General features: G+C 69.6%; 14 protein-coding genes and 1 pseudogene. 7 read left to right on the top strand and 8 right to left on the bottom strand.

Going from position 1 to position 17,417, the window contains the following annotated elements; genetic code table 11:
- Nucleotides 1–259: 259 nt before the first annotated feature.
- From SSMG_RS39285 to SSMG_RS39270, 4 genes are all read left to right on the top strand, one after another.
- A complete protein-coding gene (locus SSMG_RS39285) occupies nt 260–805 on the top strand; it encodes a hypothetical protein (RefSeq protein ID WP_009085671.1) in 546 nt (181 codons plus the stop codon).
- Nucleotides 806–878: 73 nt separating this feature from the next.
- Nucleotides 879–1,631 carry a YcnI family protein gene (locus tag SSMG_RS39280; RefSeq protein WP_009085669.1) on the top strand — a complete coding sequence of 251 codons (753 nt, stop codon included), beginning with the start codon at nt 879–881 and terminating at the stop codon, nt 1,629–1,631.
- Entirely contained in the window at nt 1,631–2,194 is a 564-nt protein-coding gene (locus tag SSMG_RS39275) for a copper resistance CopC family protein (protein WP_009085667.1), read from the top strand. Before SSMG_RS39280 ends, SSMG_RS39275 begins: the two co-directional genes overlap by 1 nt.
- Nucleotides 2,191–3,219: a copper resistance D family protein gene (locus SSMG_RS39270; protein ID WP_009085666.1), complete on the top strand. Its 1,029-nt coding sequence runs from the start codon at nt 2,191–2,193 to the stop codon at nt 3,217–3,219. Before SSMG_RS39275 ends, SSMG_RS39270 begins: the two co-directional genes overlap by 4 nt.
- A gap of 170 nt (nt 3,220–3,389) precedes the next feature.
- On the opposite strand, the gene SSMG_RS39265 is transcribed toward SSMG_RS39270, so the two are convergent.
- Nucleotides 3,390–4,280 (bottom strand): phosphotransferase enzyme family protein, encoded by an 891-nt coding sequence (locus SSMG_RS39265; protein WP_037718931.1) that lies wholly within the window; start codon nt 4,278–4,280, stop codon nt 3,390–3,392.
- 16 nt (nt 4,281–4,296) lie between these two features.
- Nucleotides 4,297–5,604: a helix-turn-helix transcriptional regulator gene (locus SSMG_RS39260; RefSeq protein WP_009085662.1), complete on the bottom strand. Its 1,308-nt coding sequence runs from the start codon at nt 5,602–5,604 to the stop codon at nt 4,297–4,299.
- 421 nt (nt 5,605–6,025) lie between these two features.
- Between SSMG_RS39260 and SSMG_RS47470 the strand changes: the two genes are divergently transcribed.
- Entirely contained in the window at nt 6,026–6,382 is a 357-nt protein-coding gene (locus SSMG_RS47470) for a hypothetical protein (protein ID WP_009085660.1), read from the top strand.
- 343 nt (nt 6,383–6,725) lie between these two features.
- Here SSMG_RS47470 and SSMG_RS39250 read toward each other — a convergent pair whose 3' ends face one another.
- Entirely contained in the window at nt 6,726–7,160 is a 435-nt protein-coding gene (locus SSMG_RS39250; RefSeq protein WP_286157100.1) for a hypothetical protein, read from the bottom strand.
- A 2-nt stretch (nt 7,161–7,162) separates the two neighbouring features.
- Nucleotides 7,163–7,519 (bottom strand): hypothetical protein, encoded by a 357-nt coding sequence (locus SSMG_RS47465; RefSeq protein ID WP_009085660.1) that lies wholly within the window; start codon nt 7,517–7,519, stop codon nt 7,163–7,165.
- Between the two features lie 322 nt (nt 7,520–7,841).
- Here SSMG_RS47465 and SSMG_RS47850 point away from each other — a divergent pair.
- A pseudogene (locus tag SSMG_RS47850) lies at nt 7,842–8,075 on the top strand (helix-turn-helix domain-containing protein); the annotation flags it as partial.
- A 536-nt stretch (nt 8,076–8,611) separates the two neighbouring features.
- The gene (locus SSMG_RS39240; RefSeq protein WP_009085653.1) at nt 8,612–13,786 is read left to right on the top strand and encodes an RHS repeat-associated core domain-containing protein; all 5,175 of its coding nucleotides are present in this window, start codon (nt 8,612–8,614) and stop codon (nt 13,784–13,786) included.
- Nucleotides 13,787–13,835: 49 nt separating this feature from the next.
- On the opposite strand, the gene SSMG_RS39235 is transcribed toward SSMG_RS39240, so the two are convergent.
- Genes SSMG_RS39235 through SSMG_RS39220 form a run of 4 tightly spaced genes read right to left on the bottom strand, consistent with a single transcriptional unit; the run spans nt 13,836 to nt 17,329 of the window.
- Nucleotides 13,836–14,249, bottom strand: coding sequence for a carboxymuconolactone decarboxylase family protein (locus tag SSMG_RS39235; RefSeq protein ID WP_286157107.1), 414 nt, complete (start codon nt 14,247–14,249; stop codon nt 13,836–13,838).
- Nucleotides 14,249–14,713 carry a MerR family transcriptional regulator gene (locus SSMG_RS39230; RefSeq protein WP_009085649.1) on the bottom strand — a complete coding sequence of 155 codons (465 nt, stop codon included), beginning with the start codon at nt 14,711–14,713 and terminating at the stop codon, nt 14,249–14,251. Before SSMG_RS39230 ends, SSMG_RS39235 begins: the two co-directional genes overlap by 1 nt.
- 41 nt (nt 14,714–14,754) lie before the next feature.
- Complete coding sequence (locus SSMG_RS39225) at nt 14,755–16,014, bottom strand: MFS transporter (RefSeq protein ID WP_009085648.1); 1,260 nt, start codon at nt 16,012–16,014, stop codon at nt 14,755–14,757.
- Nucleotides 16,007–17,329: a GH1 family beta-glucosidase gene (locus tag SSMG_RS39220; RefSeq protein WP_037719067.1), complete on the bottom strand. Its 1,323-nt coding sequence runs from the start codon at nt 17,327–17,329 to the stop codon at nt 16,007–16,009. Before SSMG_RS39220 ends, SSMG_RS39225 begins: the two co-directional genes overlap by 8 nt.
- Nucleotides 17,330–17,417 lie beyond the last annotated feature (88 nt).

Genomic DNA, 17,417 nt, shown 5'->3' with positions numbered 1-17,417 from the left:
CTCGCGAGCCCCGGACGTCACCCGTTCGGAGTAGCCCATCAATCGGCAGAGTGACTACCCGGAACGGCTACGGTCGAAACCCCCACTTCTCGGTTGTGGTTACCCACCGTTTCGCATCCCCGGGGGGTCGGCAACCGAAGCACGAGCCTCCACCGAGGGGTTTTTACCGGATCGAGACCCACCTACCTGTGCGTTTTCCGCAGGTGCTCACCATTCGAGACGCTTCAGTCACCCAGCGGAGTGCCGTTAAGCTGCCCGAATGAGCACTCCGGCCCGGCATCGCGGCGCACTCGCCGCTGTCCGCGGCGGATTGCTCGCGCTGAGTTCGGCGTCACTCGCCGTCACCGCGCACGCGGTCGCCGACGGCGGGCTGCCCGATCCCGCGCTCACCCTGCTGCTGACCGGCCTGCTCGGCTGGACCGCCACGGCGCTCGCCGGGCGGGCCCGCGGACCGCTCGGGACGATCGCCGTCCTCGGCGGCGGGCAGCTCGTGATGCACCTGGTGCTGACGACGCTCGGCGGGCACGACCCCTCCGGTGCTTCCGCCGCGCCGGACGGCTGGGCGATGACCGCGGCGCACGCGGTCGCGACCCTGCTCACCGCGCTGGTGCTGGCGCGCGCGGACGCGATGCTGCTCGCGGTGCTGCACGTGGTGCGGATCATTCTTCCGCTGCTGATCCGGCCGTTGCCGGTTCCGGTAGCGGCGGCCGGGATCGCGCGGCCGCGGGCGGCTGGCGCGGTGCCGCTGCTGACCGTCGAACTTCGCCGCGTCCGGGGACGGCGCGGACCTCCCGCACTCTCCTGAACCCCCGAATCTTCTTTTCCCTTTCCGGCGCAGGCGTTGTCCTCCGCCGGCCCTTCCCTGTTCAGGAGAACTTGTGTCCCACCATATCTTCCGTCGCGCCGGCGTGCTCGCCGCGACCGTCGCCGCCACCGGCCTGCTCGGCGCGGGCATCGCGTCCGCGCACGTGTCCGCCAACGTCTACGGCGACAAGCCGGCCAAGGGCGGTTACGGCACGATCTTCTTCCGCGTCCCGAACGAGGACGCGAACCTCGGCACGATCAAGGTCGAGATCGACGTCAAGCCGGACTACGGCATCGGCAACATCCGCACCAAGCCGATCCCCGGCTGGACCGCCGAGGTCACCAAGTCGAAGCTGCCGCAGCCGGTGACCACCGCGTCCGGCACGAAGATCACCGAGGCGGTCACCAAGGTCGTCTGGACCGCGCAGCCGGGCACGAAGATCGGCTCGACCGAATTCCAGGAGTTCGAGATCAGCGGCGGTCCGCTGCCGTCCAATGTGGACCAGCTGGAGTTCCCGGCGATCCAGACGTACGAGGGTGGCAAAGTGGTGGACTGGAACCAGCCCACCCCGCCCAGCGGCGAGGAGCCGGAGCACCCGGCCCCGACCGTCAAGCTCGCGGCCGCCGAATCCTCGGAGCACGGCGGCCACACGCAGACCACGGCTGCCGGAGAGAACGCCGAAGCCGCGTCGTCGTCGTCGGACAACACGGCACGCTGGCTCGGCGGGGCCGGTCTCGTGGTCGGCGCGCTCGGGCTCGGCGTCGGCGCGGGCGCGGTGCTGCGTTCCCGCCGTCCGGCAGCAGGAAAGACCGAAGGAACCAAGTAATGCGTAAGGCGCTACTCGCGCTGGCGATCTCCGGGGTGGCCCTGCTCGGCACGGCCACCCCGGCGCTGGCGCACAACGTGCTGATCAACTCCGATCCGGCCAGCGGCGCGTCGGTCGCCAAGGGCCCGGCGAAGGTCACGCTCACGTTCGACCAGTACGTGCAGAACGCCGACGTCAACCAGATCGCGGTGACCGGACCGGACGGCAGCCAGTGGGCCGAGGGTCCGGTGACGGTGGAGAACAACGTGCTCAGCGCGCCGCTGCGGCCGCTCGGCCCGGCGGGCAAGTACACCGTCGGCTACCGGGTCCTCTCCGCCGACGGGCACCCGGTGTCCGGCGAGATCCCGTTCACCCTCACCACCGCGGGCACCGGCACGCCGGCCAAGGGCGACGCGGCCAAGGCGGCCGGTGCGCCGGCCCAGTCCGCTCCGGCGGAGGGCTCGTCGTCGAGCGGCGTGCCGATCTGGGTGTGGATCGCCGGTGCGGTGGTGCTGCTCGCGATCGGCCTCACCGTCGCGCTGCGCACCGGACGCGACCCCGGATCGGACAAGGCGGACCAGTGACGCGAGCCGAGACCACCTCCGCCGTCCGCTGGGCCACGCTCGCCTGCGTGGTCGTCGCGGGACTGCTGGGCGCGCTGATCGGCATCGCGCTCACCGCGTCCTCGCCCATTCCGGGCGTGGTGGAACCCAGCGAGGTGGTCTCGGCGGCCATCCCGATCGTGCGCGTGCTGCTGGATCTGTCGGCGGTCGCGACGATCGGGCTGGCCCTGCTGTCCGTGCTGGTCGGCTACGACCGGCCGAAGCTCACCGAACCGGTCCTGCGCCGGGCCCGTCCCGCCGCGGTCGCCGCCGCGCTGATCTGGGCGGCGACCGCGGTGGTCGCGCTGATCCTGCAGACCGCGGAGTACAAACCGGGCAAGCGGATGCTGACCGGAGGCGACATCGGCAGCTACATCGCCGAGGTCGGCGCGGGCAAGGCGCTGGTCATCGTGGCGGTGCTCGCGCTGCTGCACGCCGCGCTCGGGTTCGTCGCGCTGCGCAAGGGCGAGAAGGTGCCCGCCGAGGTGCGGGTGGGCCTTGGCATGTTCGCGCTGCTGCCGCTGCCGGTCACCGGCCACGCGTCGAACTGGGCCTATCACGACTACACGATGATCTCGATGGAACTGCACGTGATGAGCGCGGTCGCCTGGTGCGGCGGCCTCGGCGCGATGATCGTGCTGCTCGCGGCCAACCGGACGCTGCTCGCGCACGCGCTGCCGCGCTTCTCGAAACTGGCGACGCTGTGCCTGATCCTGTCCGCGGTGACCGGGCTGTTCAACGGCGTCGTGGAAATCCTGGCCAACCCGACGATCAGCTTCTGGGCGGGCGTGTTCACCACGCCGTACGGCCAGCTGATGGTGCTCAAGGTGCTGTGCACCGGCGCGATCGCGCTGCTGGCCGCCAACTTGCGGTGGCGGCTGATGCCGCGCATCGTGCGACACCAGCGGACGGCGCTCGCTTCCTGGGCCACGCTGGAACTGACCGTGATGGGACTCGCCTTCGGCTTCGCCGTGGTGCTCACCCGGGCCCCGGTCGCGGTGTCCTGACCGGCCGAAGTCACCGCGGGTAGCCGCAACTTGCACATTGGGACTAGCAGTACGCTGATCGGGGCGATCTGCCGGACCGAATTATCGCTGCGCAGCGATACCTCGTCAGCCATCGACGGAAAGCGGCGAACGGTCATCTGCAGTCGGCGAATGCACGTGCAGAATCCCGCTCAACGGTATCTCGTCCACGCGGTCGCCGTCCGGCCGGAGCGAAGGTCCGCCAGCCGACGGCGGAGTTCAGCCCGCACCGGCGGATGACTGCGCAGAATCGGCAGCACGCTCGTCGTCAGCTTCAGCTCCCGCACCGCCCGGAGCACCGAAAACCCCGGCCAGGACGTCACGTCGAAGCCGTAGGCCGCGGCGAACTCCGCGTACCGCGCAGGCGGGTCCCCGAACCGTTCGCGGCCGACGGCGAGCGGCGTCAGGTCCCATTCCGGCGGGCCGACGCACGAGGAATCGAAATCGCACAGCACCGGGCCGTCCGGACCGGGCAGCACGTTCCCCGGATGCGCGTCGCCGTGCACGAATCCCCTGGTCAACGGGAAATCCAGGGTGTCGAGCCGGTCCTGCACCTCGGCGCAGCGCTCCAGCAGGAACCGCCGGTCGGCGGCGCTGAGTTCCTCGGCGTCGGCGACCCTGGCCTCGATCGAGCGCAGCGGGTTCCACGCGGGCAGGCCGTCCGGCGGGGGCAGCGCGTGCACCCGGCGCAGCAGTCCGGCCAGGTCGGCAGGCGTCGGCGGCGGTCCGGTGAACGGCACCAGATCCCAGACGGTGACGGGATGTCCTTCCACGTCAAGCGGTTGCTCGACCCCGGCGAGCAGCCGGACCGCGGGCACGCCGTGCCGGGCGAAATGCTCGGCGACGCGCACGACCGTGCCGACGCGGTGGCGCAACCGGATGGAGCCGACGATCCGGACGACGACCGGTGCCCCGTTCAGCGCGAACACCGCGTTGTTGGTGAACCGGAGCAGCCGCGCGCCCGCCGGATCGAGTCCGAGCCGAGCGCAGGCAGCGGCCAGTACCTGGCGCAGTTTCGCAGGGGTGAACCTGCCTTCGGGCAAGGCGGATCCGGTCGGTTCAGGCCGCGTAGAAGATCTTGAGCCGGTCCGCGAGATCACGGGCGTCGGGGTTGTTGCGCCGCCGTTCGGCTTCGGCCAGCAGCGGCCGCATCCGGTCCTTGACCCGCGCGGATTTGATGCTCTCCGCGCATTCGATGGCCTTGCCGCCGATCTTCACGCCGTGGTCGATGTCGCCCTCGAGCAGGTGGTTCGTGGCGAGCGCGCTGAGCATGAACGCCTTGCTGCGCGCCATGTCGTCGGTGTAGGTGTCGACCGCCCGGCTCAGCGCCGGGATCGCGTACTTCGTGTGCTCGGGGTTCTTCATCGCCAGCACGGTGTGCACCGTCCCGGTCATCGCGTAGACGTCGGTCTCGTTGAAGAACTTGACCCACGATTCGGCGGTGGCCAGGTCGGCGCGCGCGAATTCGTCCTTGCACCGGCCGAGCAGCTTCACCGACTGCTCCTCGTTGCCCATCATCGCGTAGGCCCACGCCTCGTTGGCGCAGAGCACCGCGACGGCCAGTTCGGAACCGGATTCCTGCGCGGCGATCTGGCCCAGCTGGAACAGCTTCAGCGCGTCGTTCGCGGCGTCCTGGTGCAGGTAGACGCGGCCCATCCGGTACAGCACGTTCGCCACCAGATGGTGGTCGCCGCCCTGTTTGGCCAGGTCGAGCGCCTGCGCGAAATGGCCGCGCGCGGAGTCCATCAGGCCGGTGTCGAACGACGTCCACCCGGCGAGGCTGTGCAGGTCGGCGATCGCGGTGTACAGCCGCTGCTTCACCTGGTCGGCCGCGCTGGAGTCGAGCATCTGCTGTCCCCAGGACAGCTGCGCGACGACCGCGTCGCGGCAGAACCCGCCGCCGTACTGGTAGTCGAGCGCGCGCAGCGCTCTGGTCGCCGCCTCGACCTGGCGCACGTCGGTCGTGCCGATGCGCCCGGGGGCGGGAGTGCGCGCGGGCGCCTCCGACCACGTGCCGGATTCCGGACCGAACACCGCCGCACCCATCGTGACCTGGGCGGCGTGCGCGAGGAACCTCCGTCGCTTCACGGACTCGTCCTCCTCAGCCTGCCGGCCGTCGGACGCGCCGACGACCCGTATCGCCGTGGTCTCGTCATAGGCGAGACCCATGTATCCACGGGGGACACCCAGGCCGTCGGCGATTCTCGTGAGCACGTCGTAGGCCATGACCTGGCGACCCTTGAGGATCTCCGACACCTCGGACTGCGACTGGCCGGTCATCGCGGCGATCTGGCGCTGCGATACTCCGTGTTTGCGCAACAGCCGGTACACGGCGCTGACCTCGCGGGCGGCGAGCGCCTCCCGCATGTCGGGCTGTTCCCAGGCGTCGGCCGGGACCGGACTGCCTGACCGGGAGTCTGCGTGAGAGACTCCGGAACCACTGCCAGCACTGGCATCCATTGCCATTGCGCCCCCTCACCGTCTCCTGGGCGTCTGATCAGCACCCTAAGCACACGCGAGAACCTTGTGAAACGCGCGGGCAGCGGGGTTGATCGGCAGGGCCGAACTCCGTTGACCGCTTACCGTGGAACGCGGTCCGGTCACCGCTATGACGCGGTTTCGACCTTCTCTCGCCCCCGGTTTCACTTCACTGTAGTTGCCAGATCTCCGTCACCGCCCGGACACCCGCGGCGATCACGGAGAGCGATGGACCCGACGACACAGATCTGCCGGAGCGGATGCATCCCGCAAGGTGCACCGGCCCGGGACGAGAAAGCGTGGAGGGACAGTGGAGTTCGTGGAATCGCTCGGTGGAGGACAAGCCGGGACCGCGGTGCGGTCCGCTCGGCCCGCACCGGGAATCGCCACGGCACGTCCGGTGCCGCCTACCGTCGCTTCCGCCGTCGCCGCCTCGGTGTCCGCCGACCCGCGCACCGCGGGCGTGCGGCACTTCGAAGGCGGCCAGGTCGTGTGGCGCGTGCAGTGCGGAGATCTCATCAGCCGCGAGCGCGCCGTCACGGTGTTCGTCGAGGACGACGAGGTCGTCGTGGTGTCCCCGCCCGGGGAGACCGCCCGTCTCACGTCCGGCCAGCTCGGCCAGCTCCGGGCCGCGCTCAACGAAGCCGCCACTCTGGCGGAAAGGTGACGGTGAGTTTCTCGATGGATCAGGTACTCGGGCAGGTTCTCCGCAACGCCGTATGGGAGCGCCTCGACATGCTGTCCGACCTGGCGGAACGCGCCGACGCCCAGTCGCTGGTCTCGGTCGCCCGCTCCGAACTGCCCCGGTGTTCTGCCGGACATTTTTCGATTAATCGCGTTAAGCGTCGGGGTGGCCGAGGGCGGCCCGTCTCGCTCGGGGGGACGGACGGACCAGCCCTCGGCCGGGCGAGGATGCCGGGCGACCGACCGGTTGGGGTTGCCGGAAGGACGCGCGCTCGCCAGTCGAACTCGGGTGGGGTGATCCGCCCGGAACCACCCCACCCGAAGAATCAGGCGCTGACCGGGCGCGGTTTCACCAGCGCGTGCCTGCCGGTGGTCTCCGCGGCGGATTCGGCTCGCCGGTTTTGCCCGGGAACGGCCGGAACCGCGGCGCGGCGGCGCGCCGGACGGTGCCCGGCCGCGGACAGCGCCTGCGGGGCCAGTCCGCCGGCGACCAGGTGCTCGTGCGCCACCTGCCACACCGAGCACGGGGCCTTGCACCGGTGCCAGCGCGTCGAGCAGGTGGGACAGTCGCCGCGCTCGTCGGGCTCGTGCGCCTGCAGCATCGCGCGCCAGCCCTCGGCGAGCCGGGGCAGTTCGGAGCGGGCGACCGAGACCAGCGACTGGGCGTCGGCGCGTTCCGCCAGGTCGGACAGCATGTCGAGGCGCTCCCATACGGCGTTGCGGAGAACCTGCCCGAGTACCTGATCCATCGAGAAACTCACCGTCACCTTTCCGCCAGAGTGGCGGCTTCGTTGAGCGCGGCCCGGAGCTGGCCGAGCTGGCCGGACGTGAGACGGGCGGTCTCCCCGGGCGGGGACACCACGACGACCTCGTCGTCCTCGACGAACACCGTGACGGCGCGCTCGCGGCTGATGAGATCTCCGCACTGCACGCGCCACACGACCTGGCCGCCTTCGAAGTGCCGCACGCCCGCGGTGCGCGGGTCGGCGGACACCGAGGCGGCGACGGCGGAAGCGACGGTAGGCGGCACCGGACGTGCCGTGGCGATTCCCGGTGCGGGCCGAGCGGACCGCACCGCGGTCCCGGCTTGTCCTCCACCGAGCGATTCCACGAACTCCACTGTCCCTCCACGCTTTCTCGTCCCGGGCCGGTGCACCTTGCGGGATGCATCCGCTCCGGCAGATCTGTGTCGTCGGGTCCATCGCTCTCCGTGATCGCCGCGGGTGTCCGGGCGGTGACGGAGATCTGGCAACTACAGTGAAGTGAAACCGGGGGCGAGAGAAGGTCGAAACCGCGTCATAGCGGTGACCGGACCGCGTTCCACGGTAAGCGGTCAACGGAGTTCGGCCCTGCCGATCAACCCCGCTGCCCGCGCGTTTCACAAGGTTCTCGCGTGTGCTTAGGGTGCTGATCAGACGCCCAGGAGACGGTGAGGGGGCGCAATGGCAATGGATGCCAGTGCTGGCAGTGGTTCCGGAGTCTCTCACGCAGACTCCCGGTCAGGCAGTCCGGTCCCGGCCGACGCCTGGGAACAGCCCGACATGCGGGAGGCGCTCGCCGCCCGCGAGGTCAGCGCCGTGTACCGGCTGTTGCGCAAACACGGAGTATCGCAGCGCCAGATCGCCGCGATGACCGGCCAGTCGCAGTCCGAGGTGTCGGAGATCCTCAAGGGTCGCCAGGTCATGGCCTACGACGTGCTCACGAGAATCGCCGACGGCCTGGGTGTCCCCCGTGGATACATGGGTCTCGCCTATGACGAGACCACGGCGATACGGGTCGTCGGCGCGTCCGACGGCCGGCAGGCTGAGGAGGACGAGTCCGTGAAGCGACGGAGGTTCCTCGCGCACGCCGCCCAGGTCACGATGGGTGCGGCGGTGTTCGGTCCGGAATCCGGCACGTGGTCGGAGGCGCCCGCGCGCACTCCCGCCCCCGGGCGCATCGGCACGACCGACGTGCGCCAGGTCGAGGCGGCGACCAGAGCGCTGCGCGCCGCGGTTCCACTTCCCAGAACCCGCCGTCGGCTCCTGATCCCGGAGCCCGCGGCGGGTTTTGACGTGTTTGCCGCGGTTCGGGCACACGCGGGCACTGCCGGGGTAATTCCGCGCAACGCCGCGGCGAACGCTTCGGACCGGTCGGTAGCCTGCTCGGGGGCCGTGCGTGCGAATTCGGCCGCGCGCCCAAGAGATCGTGGTGAGCGTCGAGAAAGGCCGGCATGTCGAATCCCTTGGTGGCCGAAAAGCAGGACTCGACGTCGGCCATCTCCGGCATCTCGATTCTCGAGGCCGGGAAGGGCCTCAAGGACGGCATCGAATCCGGCGACTGGGCGGCGACCGTGATGGGCGCGGTCGGGGTCGGCATGGAAGCGCTCGCCGCGGTGATGGACCCGTTCGGCGCGATCCTCGCCGCGGGCGTCGGCTGGCTGATCGAACACGTCGGGCCGCTCAAGGAAGCGCTCGACAAACTGGCCGGGGACCCGGACCAGGTCCACGCGTACTCCGAGACCTGGAAGAACATCTCCAAAGAGGTCAGCTCGGTCGCGCAGGATCTGGCCGCACAGGTCAAAAAGGACATCGAGTCCTGGGAGGGCGACAGCGCCGACGCCTACCGCAAACAGGCCGAGGAAGTCGCCAAGACCCTCGAAGGCGCCGCGCAAGCCTGTGAAGGCGCGGGCAGCGGGGTGAAGACCGCGGGCGAGGTGGTCGGCGCGGTGCGGATGCTCGTGCGCGACATCATCGCCCAGGTCGTGGCGCACCTGATCTCGTGGGCGCTGCAGGTGCTGTTCACCCTCGGCATCGGGATGGTCTGGGTGGTGCCGCAAGTGGTCAACCTGGTGGCCAAGACCGCCAAGCAGATCGCCGAACTGGTCAAGAACCTCACCAAGGCGCTCAAGGAACTCGGCAAGCTGCTCACCAAGGCGCGCGGCCTGTTCGACGACGTCGCCAAGTCGATGAAGAGCATCAAGTCCGGCGGCAAAGACGCCGCGCATCCGCCGAAGGACATCACAACCGGCGGCTCCACCAAACCGTCCGGAGCCAAGGACACCCCGAACGAAAAGAGCGGCGGCGGCGAGAAACCGCCTCCGGTCAAGGACGAGTCCACGAACACCTCCGGCGCGCACGACGGCCCGGGCGAAAACAAGGGCAGCGGGAACCACGAGCCGCCCCCGCGCGAACCGGCGAAGGACGAGGGCGGCGGCGGATCCGGCGGCGAGGCGGGCAAAAACGACCGCGGCGGCAACGAGCGTTCGGACCCGGCGAAGGAAAAAACCGAGGCGTCCAACGCGAAGAACGAGGGCGACGCCGATCCGCCCTGCCTCACCGACCCGGTCGTCATCTCCAGCGGCGAGGTGCTCGTCGAGGACTACGACCTCGAACTGCCGCAACTGCTGGTGCGGCGGACGCATCGCTCGTCCTACCGCTCCGGGCGCTGGTTCGGCCCGACGTGGGCGTCCACTGTGGACCAACGGCTGGAGTTCGGCGAGGAATACATCCGGTACTACGGGCCCGAGGGCGTCATCCTCTACTACCCGATGCCCGCCGGGGACGAACCGGTGCTGCCGCTCGAAGGCGCGCGCTGGCCGCTGACCAGAAACGCGGACGGCAGCTGCGCCATCGAGCAGGTGCGTCCGGAGCGGACGATGCGGTTTTCCGGCGAGGGCAAGGCTTTTCCGCTGCGCTCGATCGAGGACGCCGACGGTTCGCGGACCGAACTGTCCTATGCGGACAATGGCGTGCCCGCGCTGCTCACGCATTCCAGCGGGATCCAGGTCGGCTTCCGCACCGACGGGCTGCGGATCACCGAACTGCGGATGATCGGGGCCGGCCCGGCGCCGGACGTCGTCGTGCGCGCTTACCGCTACAACTACCAGGGGCACCTGTCCGAGGTCGTCAACTCCTCGGGCACCGCGATGCGCTACACCTACGACCCCGACGGCCGGGTCACGAGCTGGGAAGACCGCAACGGGGTCTCGTACCGCTACGTCTACGACGCCGAAGGCCGCTGCGTACGCACCGAGGGCGAACAGGGCTTCTACAGCGGCTCGTTCGAGTTCCGCCCCGAAGCCCGGATCACCCGCTTCACCGATTCCCTCGGCCACGTCTCGGAATACGAGTACAACCTGGAGGGCAGGCCGGTCCGGGAGACCGATCCGCTGGGCAACGTGACGTTCTCCGAATGGGACCGCTACGGCAATCTGCTCCGCCGGGTCGACCCGCTCGGGCGCGTCACCGAGTACACCTACGCCGAGGACGGCACGCCGCTCACCGTCGCGCGCCCCGACGGCAGCCTCGCCGAACTGGAGCACGACGGCGCCGAACTGGCCGCGATCACGGTGCACGGCGACGGGCGGACCTGGCAGCGCCGGTACGACCGGCCCGCCGGGCCCGAGTTGCCCGGCTTCCCCGGCGAAGCCGAGGTCGCCGACGCGGAACTGGACCAGTTCGGCAGGCCGCGGACCGCCCCCGAGGTCGGCGGCGGACGCGTGCAGCTGGGCTGGACGGTCGACGGCAAACCCGCCTCGCGGACCGGGGTGCGCCGCGAGCGCGCGCTGTGGCGGTACGACCGCGAGGGCAACGAGATCGAGCACGTCGACGAACTCGGCCGGGCGACCCGGCACGAGTACGGCCCGTTCGACGTGGTCACCGCGGTCGTGGACCCCTCCGGCGCGCGCACCGGCTACACCTACGACACCGAACTCCGGCTGACGTCGGTGACCGATCCGCTGGGCCGCACCTGGACCTACACCTACGATCCGCTCGGCAGGCTGGTCGCGCAGACCGATTTCGACGGCCGGACCCGGACCTACGACTACGACGCGGCCGGACAGGCGATCCGGGTGACCGAGCCGGACGGTTCGGTCACCGAGAACGAGTACGACCTGCTCGGCAACCGGATCGAGGTCCGCGGCCCGCACCGCACCGTGCGCTACGCCTACGACCCGGTCGGCAATGTCGTGCGGGTGGAATCGGCTGACTCGGTGGTCGAGTTCGACCGCGACCTCTACGGCCGGGTCGTCCGCGAGGCGATCGACGGCGTCGAGGTGCGCTTCTCCTACGACGAGCAGAACCAGACCGTCCGCCGCCGCACCCCGTCCGGCGCGGAAAGCGTGTGGACCTTCGACGACGAGGACCGGCCGGTTTCGCTGACCACGGCGGGCCACACCGTGCGGTACCGGCTGGACGACGAGGGCCGCGTGCTCGCCCGCGACACCGACGGCGTCAGCACCCTGCAGCAGGCGTTCGGCCCGCGCGGGCTCGTCACCGCGCAGCAGGTTTCCCGTGGAACAACGCCGGTGCAGCGGCGCGGTCTCGAGTACTACGCGGACGGCAGCCTCGCCGCGGTGCAGGACAGCCTTTCCGGACGGACGGCCTACACGCGGGATCCGGCCGGACGCGTGGTCACGGTGTCCTCCCCGGCAGGCGGGGAAGAGCTGCGCTACAACCCGGCCGGCGAGCTGACCGCCTGGTCAGGCAGCCCGGGACTGTCCGCCGACTACGACTCCCTCGGCCGCCGGATCCGGCACCGCGAGGTGCATCCGGGCGGCGTGCGGGTGTGGGAGTACGCCTGGACCGGCGATCTGCTGACCGGCCTGCGCACGCCGGACGGCGCCCAGTGGCGCTACCGGTACGACCCGCTCGGCCGCCGGATCGCCAAGGAGCGGCTGCTGGCCGACGGCTCGGTCGCGGAATCGACCCGGTTCGTGTGGGACGGTTTCGTGCTCATCGAACAGGAGCACACCGATCCGTCGGGAGTGCGCCGGACGACCACGTGGGAACGCCGGCCGGGCAGCGACGAACCGGTCACCCAGCTCGAACGCGGCCCCGGCGGCGACCGGTTCGCGTCCGTGGTCACCGACGCGATCGGCACGCCGACCGAACTGATCGACGAGCACGGCGGCCTCGCCTGGAGCGCGCGGCGTTCGCTGTGGGGCCGGGTCCAGCCCGGCGGCATCCCGCTGCAGTTCCCCGGCCAGTACGCCGACGCGGAATCCGGCCTGCACTACAACGTCTTCCGCTACTACGACCCGGCCGCCGCCCGGTACATCAGCCAGGACCCGCTCGGGCTGGAGGGCGGGCCGAACCCGAGCAACTACGTTCCCGACCCGTTCGCCGCCACCGACGTGCTCGGCCTCAAATGCGGCGACAAGGGCAAAGGCAAGGCGACGGACCCGCCGCCCGCGGATTCCACGGCCAAGCACAACGCCGACAACGGCGGCGGGAGCACGAGTTCTTCCTCGACCGGCAAGGGCAAGGCCGACAACAAGCGCAAGCGCGACGACAAGGACGACGGTTCCGCCGACAAGGGCGACCCGAAGAAAAACAAGGACGACGTCTGGGACCGGATGGCGTGGAACTCCGACGCCAAGAACGCGCGCAAGAACCAGACCGGCGACAAGAACGATCCGTTCCACCAGGCCGGAAGCGATGTCGCGCAACGGCACATCATCTCGTTCCAGAAAATGCGGGACGGGCTGAAGAACTGGGTGCACGAACAGCCGACCGAAAAGCAATCCGCGCTGACCAAGAAATACGGCGAGGACGAACTGCCGAAGCTGCACAACCAGCCCAAGAACCTGCCGCTCGGCCCGCAGCACACCAACGCCGGGATCGGCGGCGTCTCGACCCGGATCGACAAGATCGAGGACGGGATCGCGGGCAAGCTCAAGACCGGCAAGAACGACAAGATCTCGGCCGAGAAGCCGAAGTGGCCGAGCGATTCTATCGACAAGAGCGGCGGCTACAAGCACAAGGACCATCCGGATCTCGACAAGAACTGGCGTCCGATCGGCCAGCAGGCGGACCGCATCACCGATCCCAAGGAGATGAACCGGGCCACCCGGGACATCGGCGACAGCGCGGACTTCGACTGGCCCGGCGGCAAGAAGGAAGAATTCGAGAAGTGGCACAAGTCCTTCCTCGAATTCACCGACCTCAAGGAAAACCCGAAGAACTACACGGAAAAAGACGTCGACGACATCATCAAGCGGTTCCACGACCTGCCCTCGCCGTCCGGGCGGCATCCCACGATCGACGAGTACAACAAGGCGCCGGACGGGCATCCGTACCGATTCGACGACAAGGGCAAGCCGGTCGACGTCAACAAGGACCCGCATCCGGACTGGAAGCGGCCGGACAAGCCGCTCGACGGCAATCCGATGCGCACCGAATGGGGCAACCGGAACGAGCAGGGCATCGGGCCGACCAAGAAGGACTGGGACGACCTCGAAAACGGGAAGTACGACCCGAAGGAGTGGGGCGACCCCGAGAAGAAGAAGTACCTGGACGAGGTCGGGGAGCCCAGCAAGCAGGACGTCAAGGACGCCGCCGCGGAGGCGAAAGCCAAGTCCGACAAGTTGGCGGACGACGCGCGGCAGAACCGCGGCTGGTGATCGCCGGAAGCCCGGCACGGCGGAACAGCCGAGCCGGGCGCCGCGGACGTCAGGCGGTTTCCTCCGCGTCGCGGGCGGCGAACACCTCGCGCGCGGCGAAGGTGGCGTTCAGCGCTCGCGGGAATCCGGCGTAGACCGCCGAGTGCAGGAGCGCCTCGGTGATTTCCTCGCGGCTGAGCCCGACGTTCAGTGCCGCGCCGATGTGCACCTTCAGCTGCGGTTCGCAGCCGCCGAGCGCGGTCAGCACGCCGAGGGTGACGAGCTGGCGGCTGCGCGGGTCGAGTCCGGGCCGGTCGTACATGTCGCCGAAGGCGAACGCGGCCACGTGGTGGCCGAAGGCGGGGTTGATGTCGGCGAGGGAATCGATGACGGCTTCGCCCTGGTGACCGTCGATGCGGGACAGCACCTCGAGTCCGTGCTTGCGGCGGGCGAGGTTTTCCGGGCTGTCGATGTCGTGCTGGATCACGGCAGGGGGCCTTCCTGGTAAGTGGCGATCTTGTATTCGGTGGCGGCGAGGGAAAGCTGCAGCTGGGCGATCTGCGCGCGCAGGGTGTCGCGGTGCTCCAGGAGCATTTCGCGCCGTTCGGGCACGGTGTCCGCGCCGGAATCGACCAGCTCGATGTACCGGCGCAGGTCGCTGATCGACATGCCCGAGACACGCATCCGCGTCAGGAACACGAGCCGGCGCACCGCCGCGGCGTCGTAGACCCGGTGCCCGGCGCTGTCCCGGGCGACCTGGACCAGGCCGATCCGCTCGTAGTACCGCAGCGTGTGCGGGTTCAGCCCGAGGTGTTCCGCCGTGGTAGCGATGTCCCACTCGTTCGCGTCGTCGTCCCGGGCCAGTTCCCGCAGCGCTTCGACCGACACCGTGCCCGGCGGGTCGATCGCCAGCCGCAGCGCCTCGCTCAGCGCGTCTTCCTTCTCCATGCCGAAGACGCTAAGCCTGTGAGCGCGCTCAAACGCAAGCGCTAACCCACCGATCGCACCCGAGTCACCAGAACCCCGGCCAGCAACGTCGCCACCGCGGACGCCGCGAACAGCCCCGGGTACCCGCCGAGCCACTGCAGGATCAGCGTCGTGAGCAGCGGCGCGACCACCTGCGGCAGCGAGTTCGCGATGTTGACCACGCCGAGGTCCTTCGCCCGGTTCTGCGCCGCGGGCAGCACCTGCGTCAGCATCGCCAGCGCGACCGCCATGTAGACCCCGAACCCGACGCCCAGCAGCGGCGACGCCACCAGGGCCACCGGCCAGCTCTGCCAGATCACCAGCAGCAGCGCGGCCAGCGCCATGATCGCCGCCGAGCCGAGGACGTACGGCTTGCGTTTGCCGGACTTGTCCGAGAAGTGCCCGGCCAGCACCGCGCCGATCACCAAAGCCACGCCGTACAGGCCCATCATGATCAGCAGGCCGCTGTCCGGATCCGGGTAGTGCACCGCGTCCTTGAGGAAGAACAGCAGGTAGAGCGTGCCGAACGCGTTGCCGAGGTTGATCATGAAATGGCAGGCCCACGCCCACGCGAAGTCCGGATGCCGCCGCGGCGAAACCCACAGGTCGGCGAGGATTTCGCGGATCCGGCCGCTCGGCCGGAACTCCACCGGCAGCCGCGCGTCCGGCGTGCGCAGCACGAACGCCGCCGCGCCGGCCAGGACGATCGCCGCGCAGGCCGCGTAGCCGAGCGGCAGTCCGGCGAGGTCGAGCATCACCACGACCACCACCGCGCCGAGCACGGTGCCGAGCATCTGCGCGATGCCGACGAGGCCGCCGACCTGCGCGCGCTGCCCGACCGGAACGCGGTCGGCGATGCCGGACATCAGCGTCGCGAGCATGCCGTTGAGCCCGGCCTGCACGAGGCACCAGCCGATCGTCATCACGACGACGTTCGGGGCCTCGGCCAGCACCAGCAGTCCGGCCGCGCCGATCGCGCCGCCCGTGATCGTCCACGGATGCCGCCTGCCGAACCGCGAGCAGGTGCGGTCCGAAAGCAGGCCGATCGCCGGGTTCGCGACGAGCGCGACGGCCGCGCCGATGCCGGTCACGATGCCGAAGACGGTCTCCTTGTGCGCGGCGTCGAGCAGTTCCGCCTGTTGCGGCAGCAGAACCTGGATCGGCGCGTAAATGCCCAGCCACAGCGCGATGTTCGCGAGGAACAGCAGTGTCATCCACCCGACGCGGACACGTTTGACCGGCTCGGCGAAGACATCCGGGACAACAGCGGCGGTGTCACTCATGGCGGACCAGTTTCCGGTACCAGGAGAAGGAATCCTTGGGGGTGCGGCGTTGCGTTTCGTAGTCGACGTGCACGAGCCCGAACCGCGGCGCGTAGCCCTTGGACCATTCGAAGTTGTCCAGCAGCGACCAGACGAAGTATCCGCGCACGTCCACGCCGGCCTCCATCGCTTCGCGCAGGGCCTGCAGGTGGCTGGCGAGGAATTCGATCCGTTCGGGGTCGGGAACGGTGCCGTCGGCGGCGGGTTCGTCGGCGAAACTGCAGCCGTTTTCGGTGATCTGGATGGGCGGGAGGTGTTCGCGGTAGCGCTCGTGGAAGGACACCAGCAGTTCGCGCAGCGCCTGCGGGACGATCGGCGAGTCGTTGGTGGTCCTCGGATAGCCCTCGATCGGGCGTAGTTCGAACGGCAGCGGGTTGCCCTCGCCGGGGGCGGTCGCGCCTTGGGGTTCGTAGTAGTTGACGCCGTAGAAATCGAGCGGCTGCGCGATCGTGGCGAGGTCGTCGGCGAAGTTGTCCGGCAGGTGCGGGTGGACTTGTTCGGGGTAGCTGCCGAGCAGCATCGGGTCGGCGAAGGTGCGGTTGATCAGCGCGTCGAGCCAGTCGGCGGCCTCGCGGTCGGCGGCGGTGTCGTGTTCGGGCCAGACCGGCGAGTGGTTGTTCGCGGTGCCGATGCCGGTCGCGCCCGCCGCACGCAGCGCCTGCACCGCCAGGCCGTGGGCGAGGTTCTGGTAGTGGGCGGTGGGGAGCGCGTCGAGCAGAAGGGTCTGGCCGGGCGCGTACTCGCCGATGGCGTAGCCGTAGATCGACATGACCATCGGCTCGTTGAGCGGGATCCAGAGTTTCGCCCGATCGGCGAAATGCTCGCCCACGATCGTGGCGTATTCGGCGAAGCGGTAGGCGGTGTCACGGGAGAGCCAGCCGCCCTTGTCCTCGATCGGCTGCGGGGTGTCCCAGTGGTACAGGGTGATCGCCGGGGCGATTCCGGCCGCGCAGACCTCGTCGATCAGCTTGTCGTAGTAGGAAAGTCCTTCCGCGTTGGGCTTTCCGGCGCCGTCGGGCTGGATGCGCGGCCAGGCGATCGACATCCGGTAGGCGCCGACGCCGAGGTCGGCCATCAGGGCGATGTCCTCGGAGTAGCGGTGGTAGTGGTCAGCCGCTACCTTGGCGTCCTCGCCCCGGGCGATCTTGCCTTCGGCGGCGGTGAACGTGTCCCAGATGGACGGTCCGCGACCGCCCTCGGCCGTCGCCCCCTCGATCTGGAACGCCGAGGTCGAGACACCCCACAGGAAGCCGGGCGGGAAGGTCGGATGGTCCACGGTGAACACCCCTTGCCTCGGGACACCCTGGCGGGTGAACGTGAAAAGTTCTCATATGTTAGGTCGTCACTCGTCTCGGGGGAAGCCC

Source organism: Streptomyces sp. AA4 (assembly GCF_000158875.1).
GTDB lineage: Bacteria > Actinomycetota > Actinomycetes > Mycobacteriales > Pseudonocardiaceae > Amycolatopsis.
Note: the sequence above shows the minus strand (reverse complement) of the source record. Positions and strands in the feature narration are given on the sequence as shown.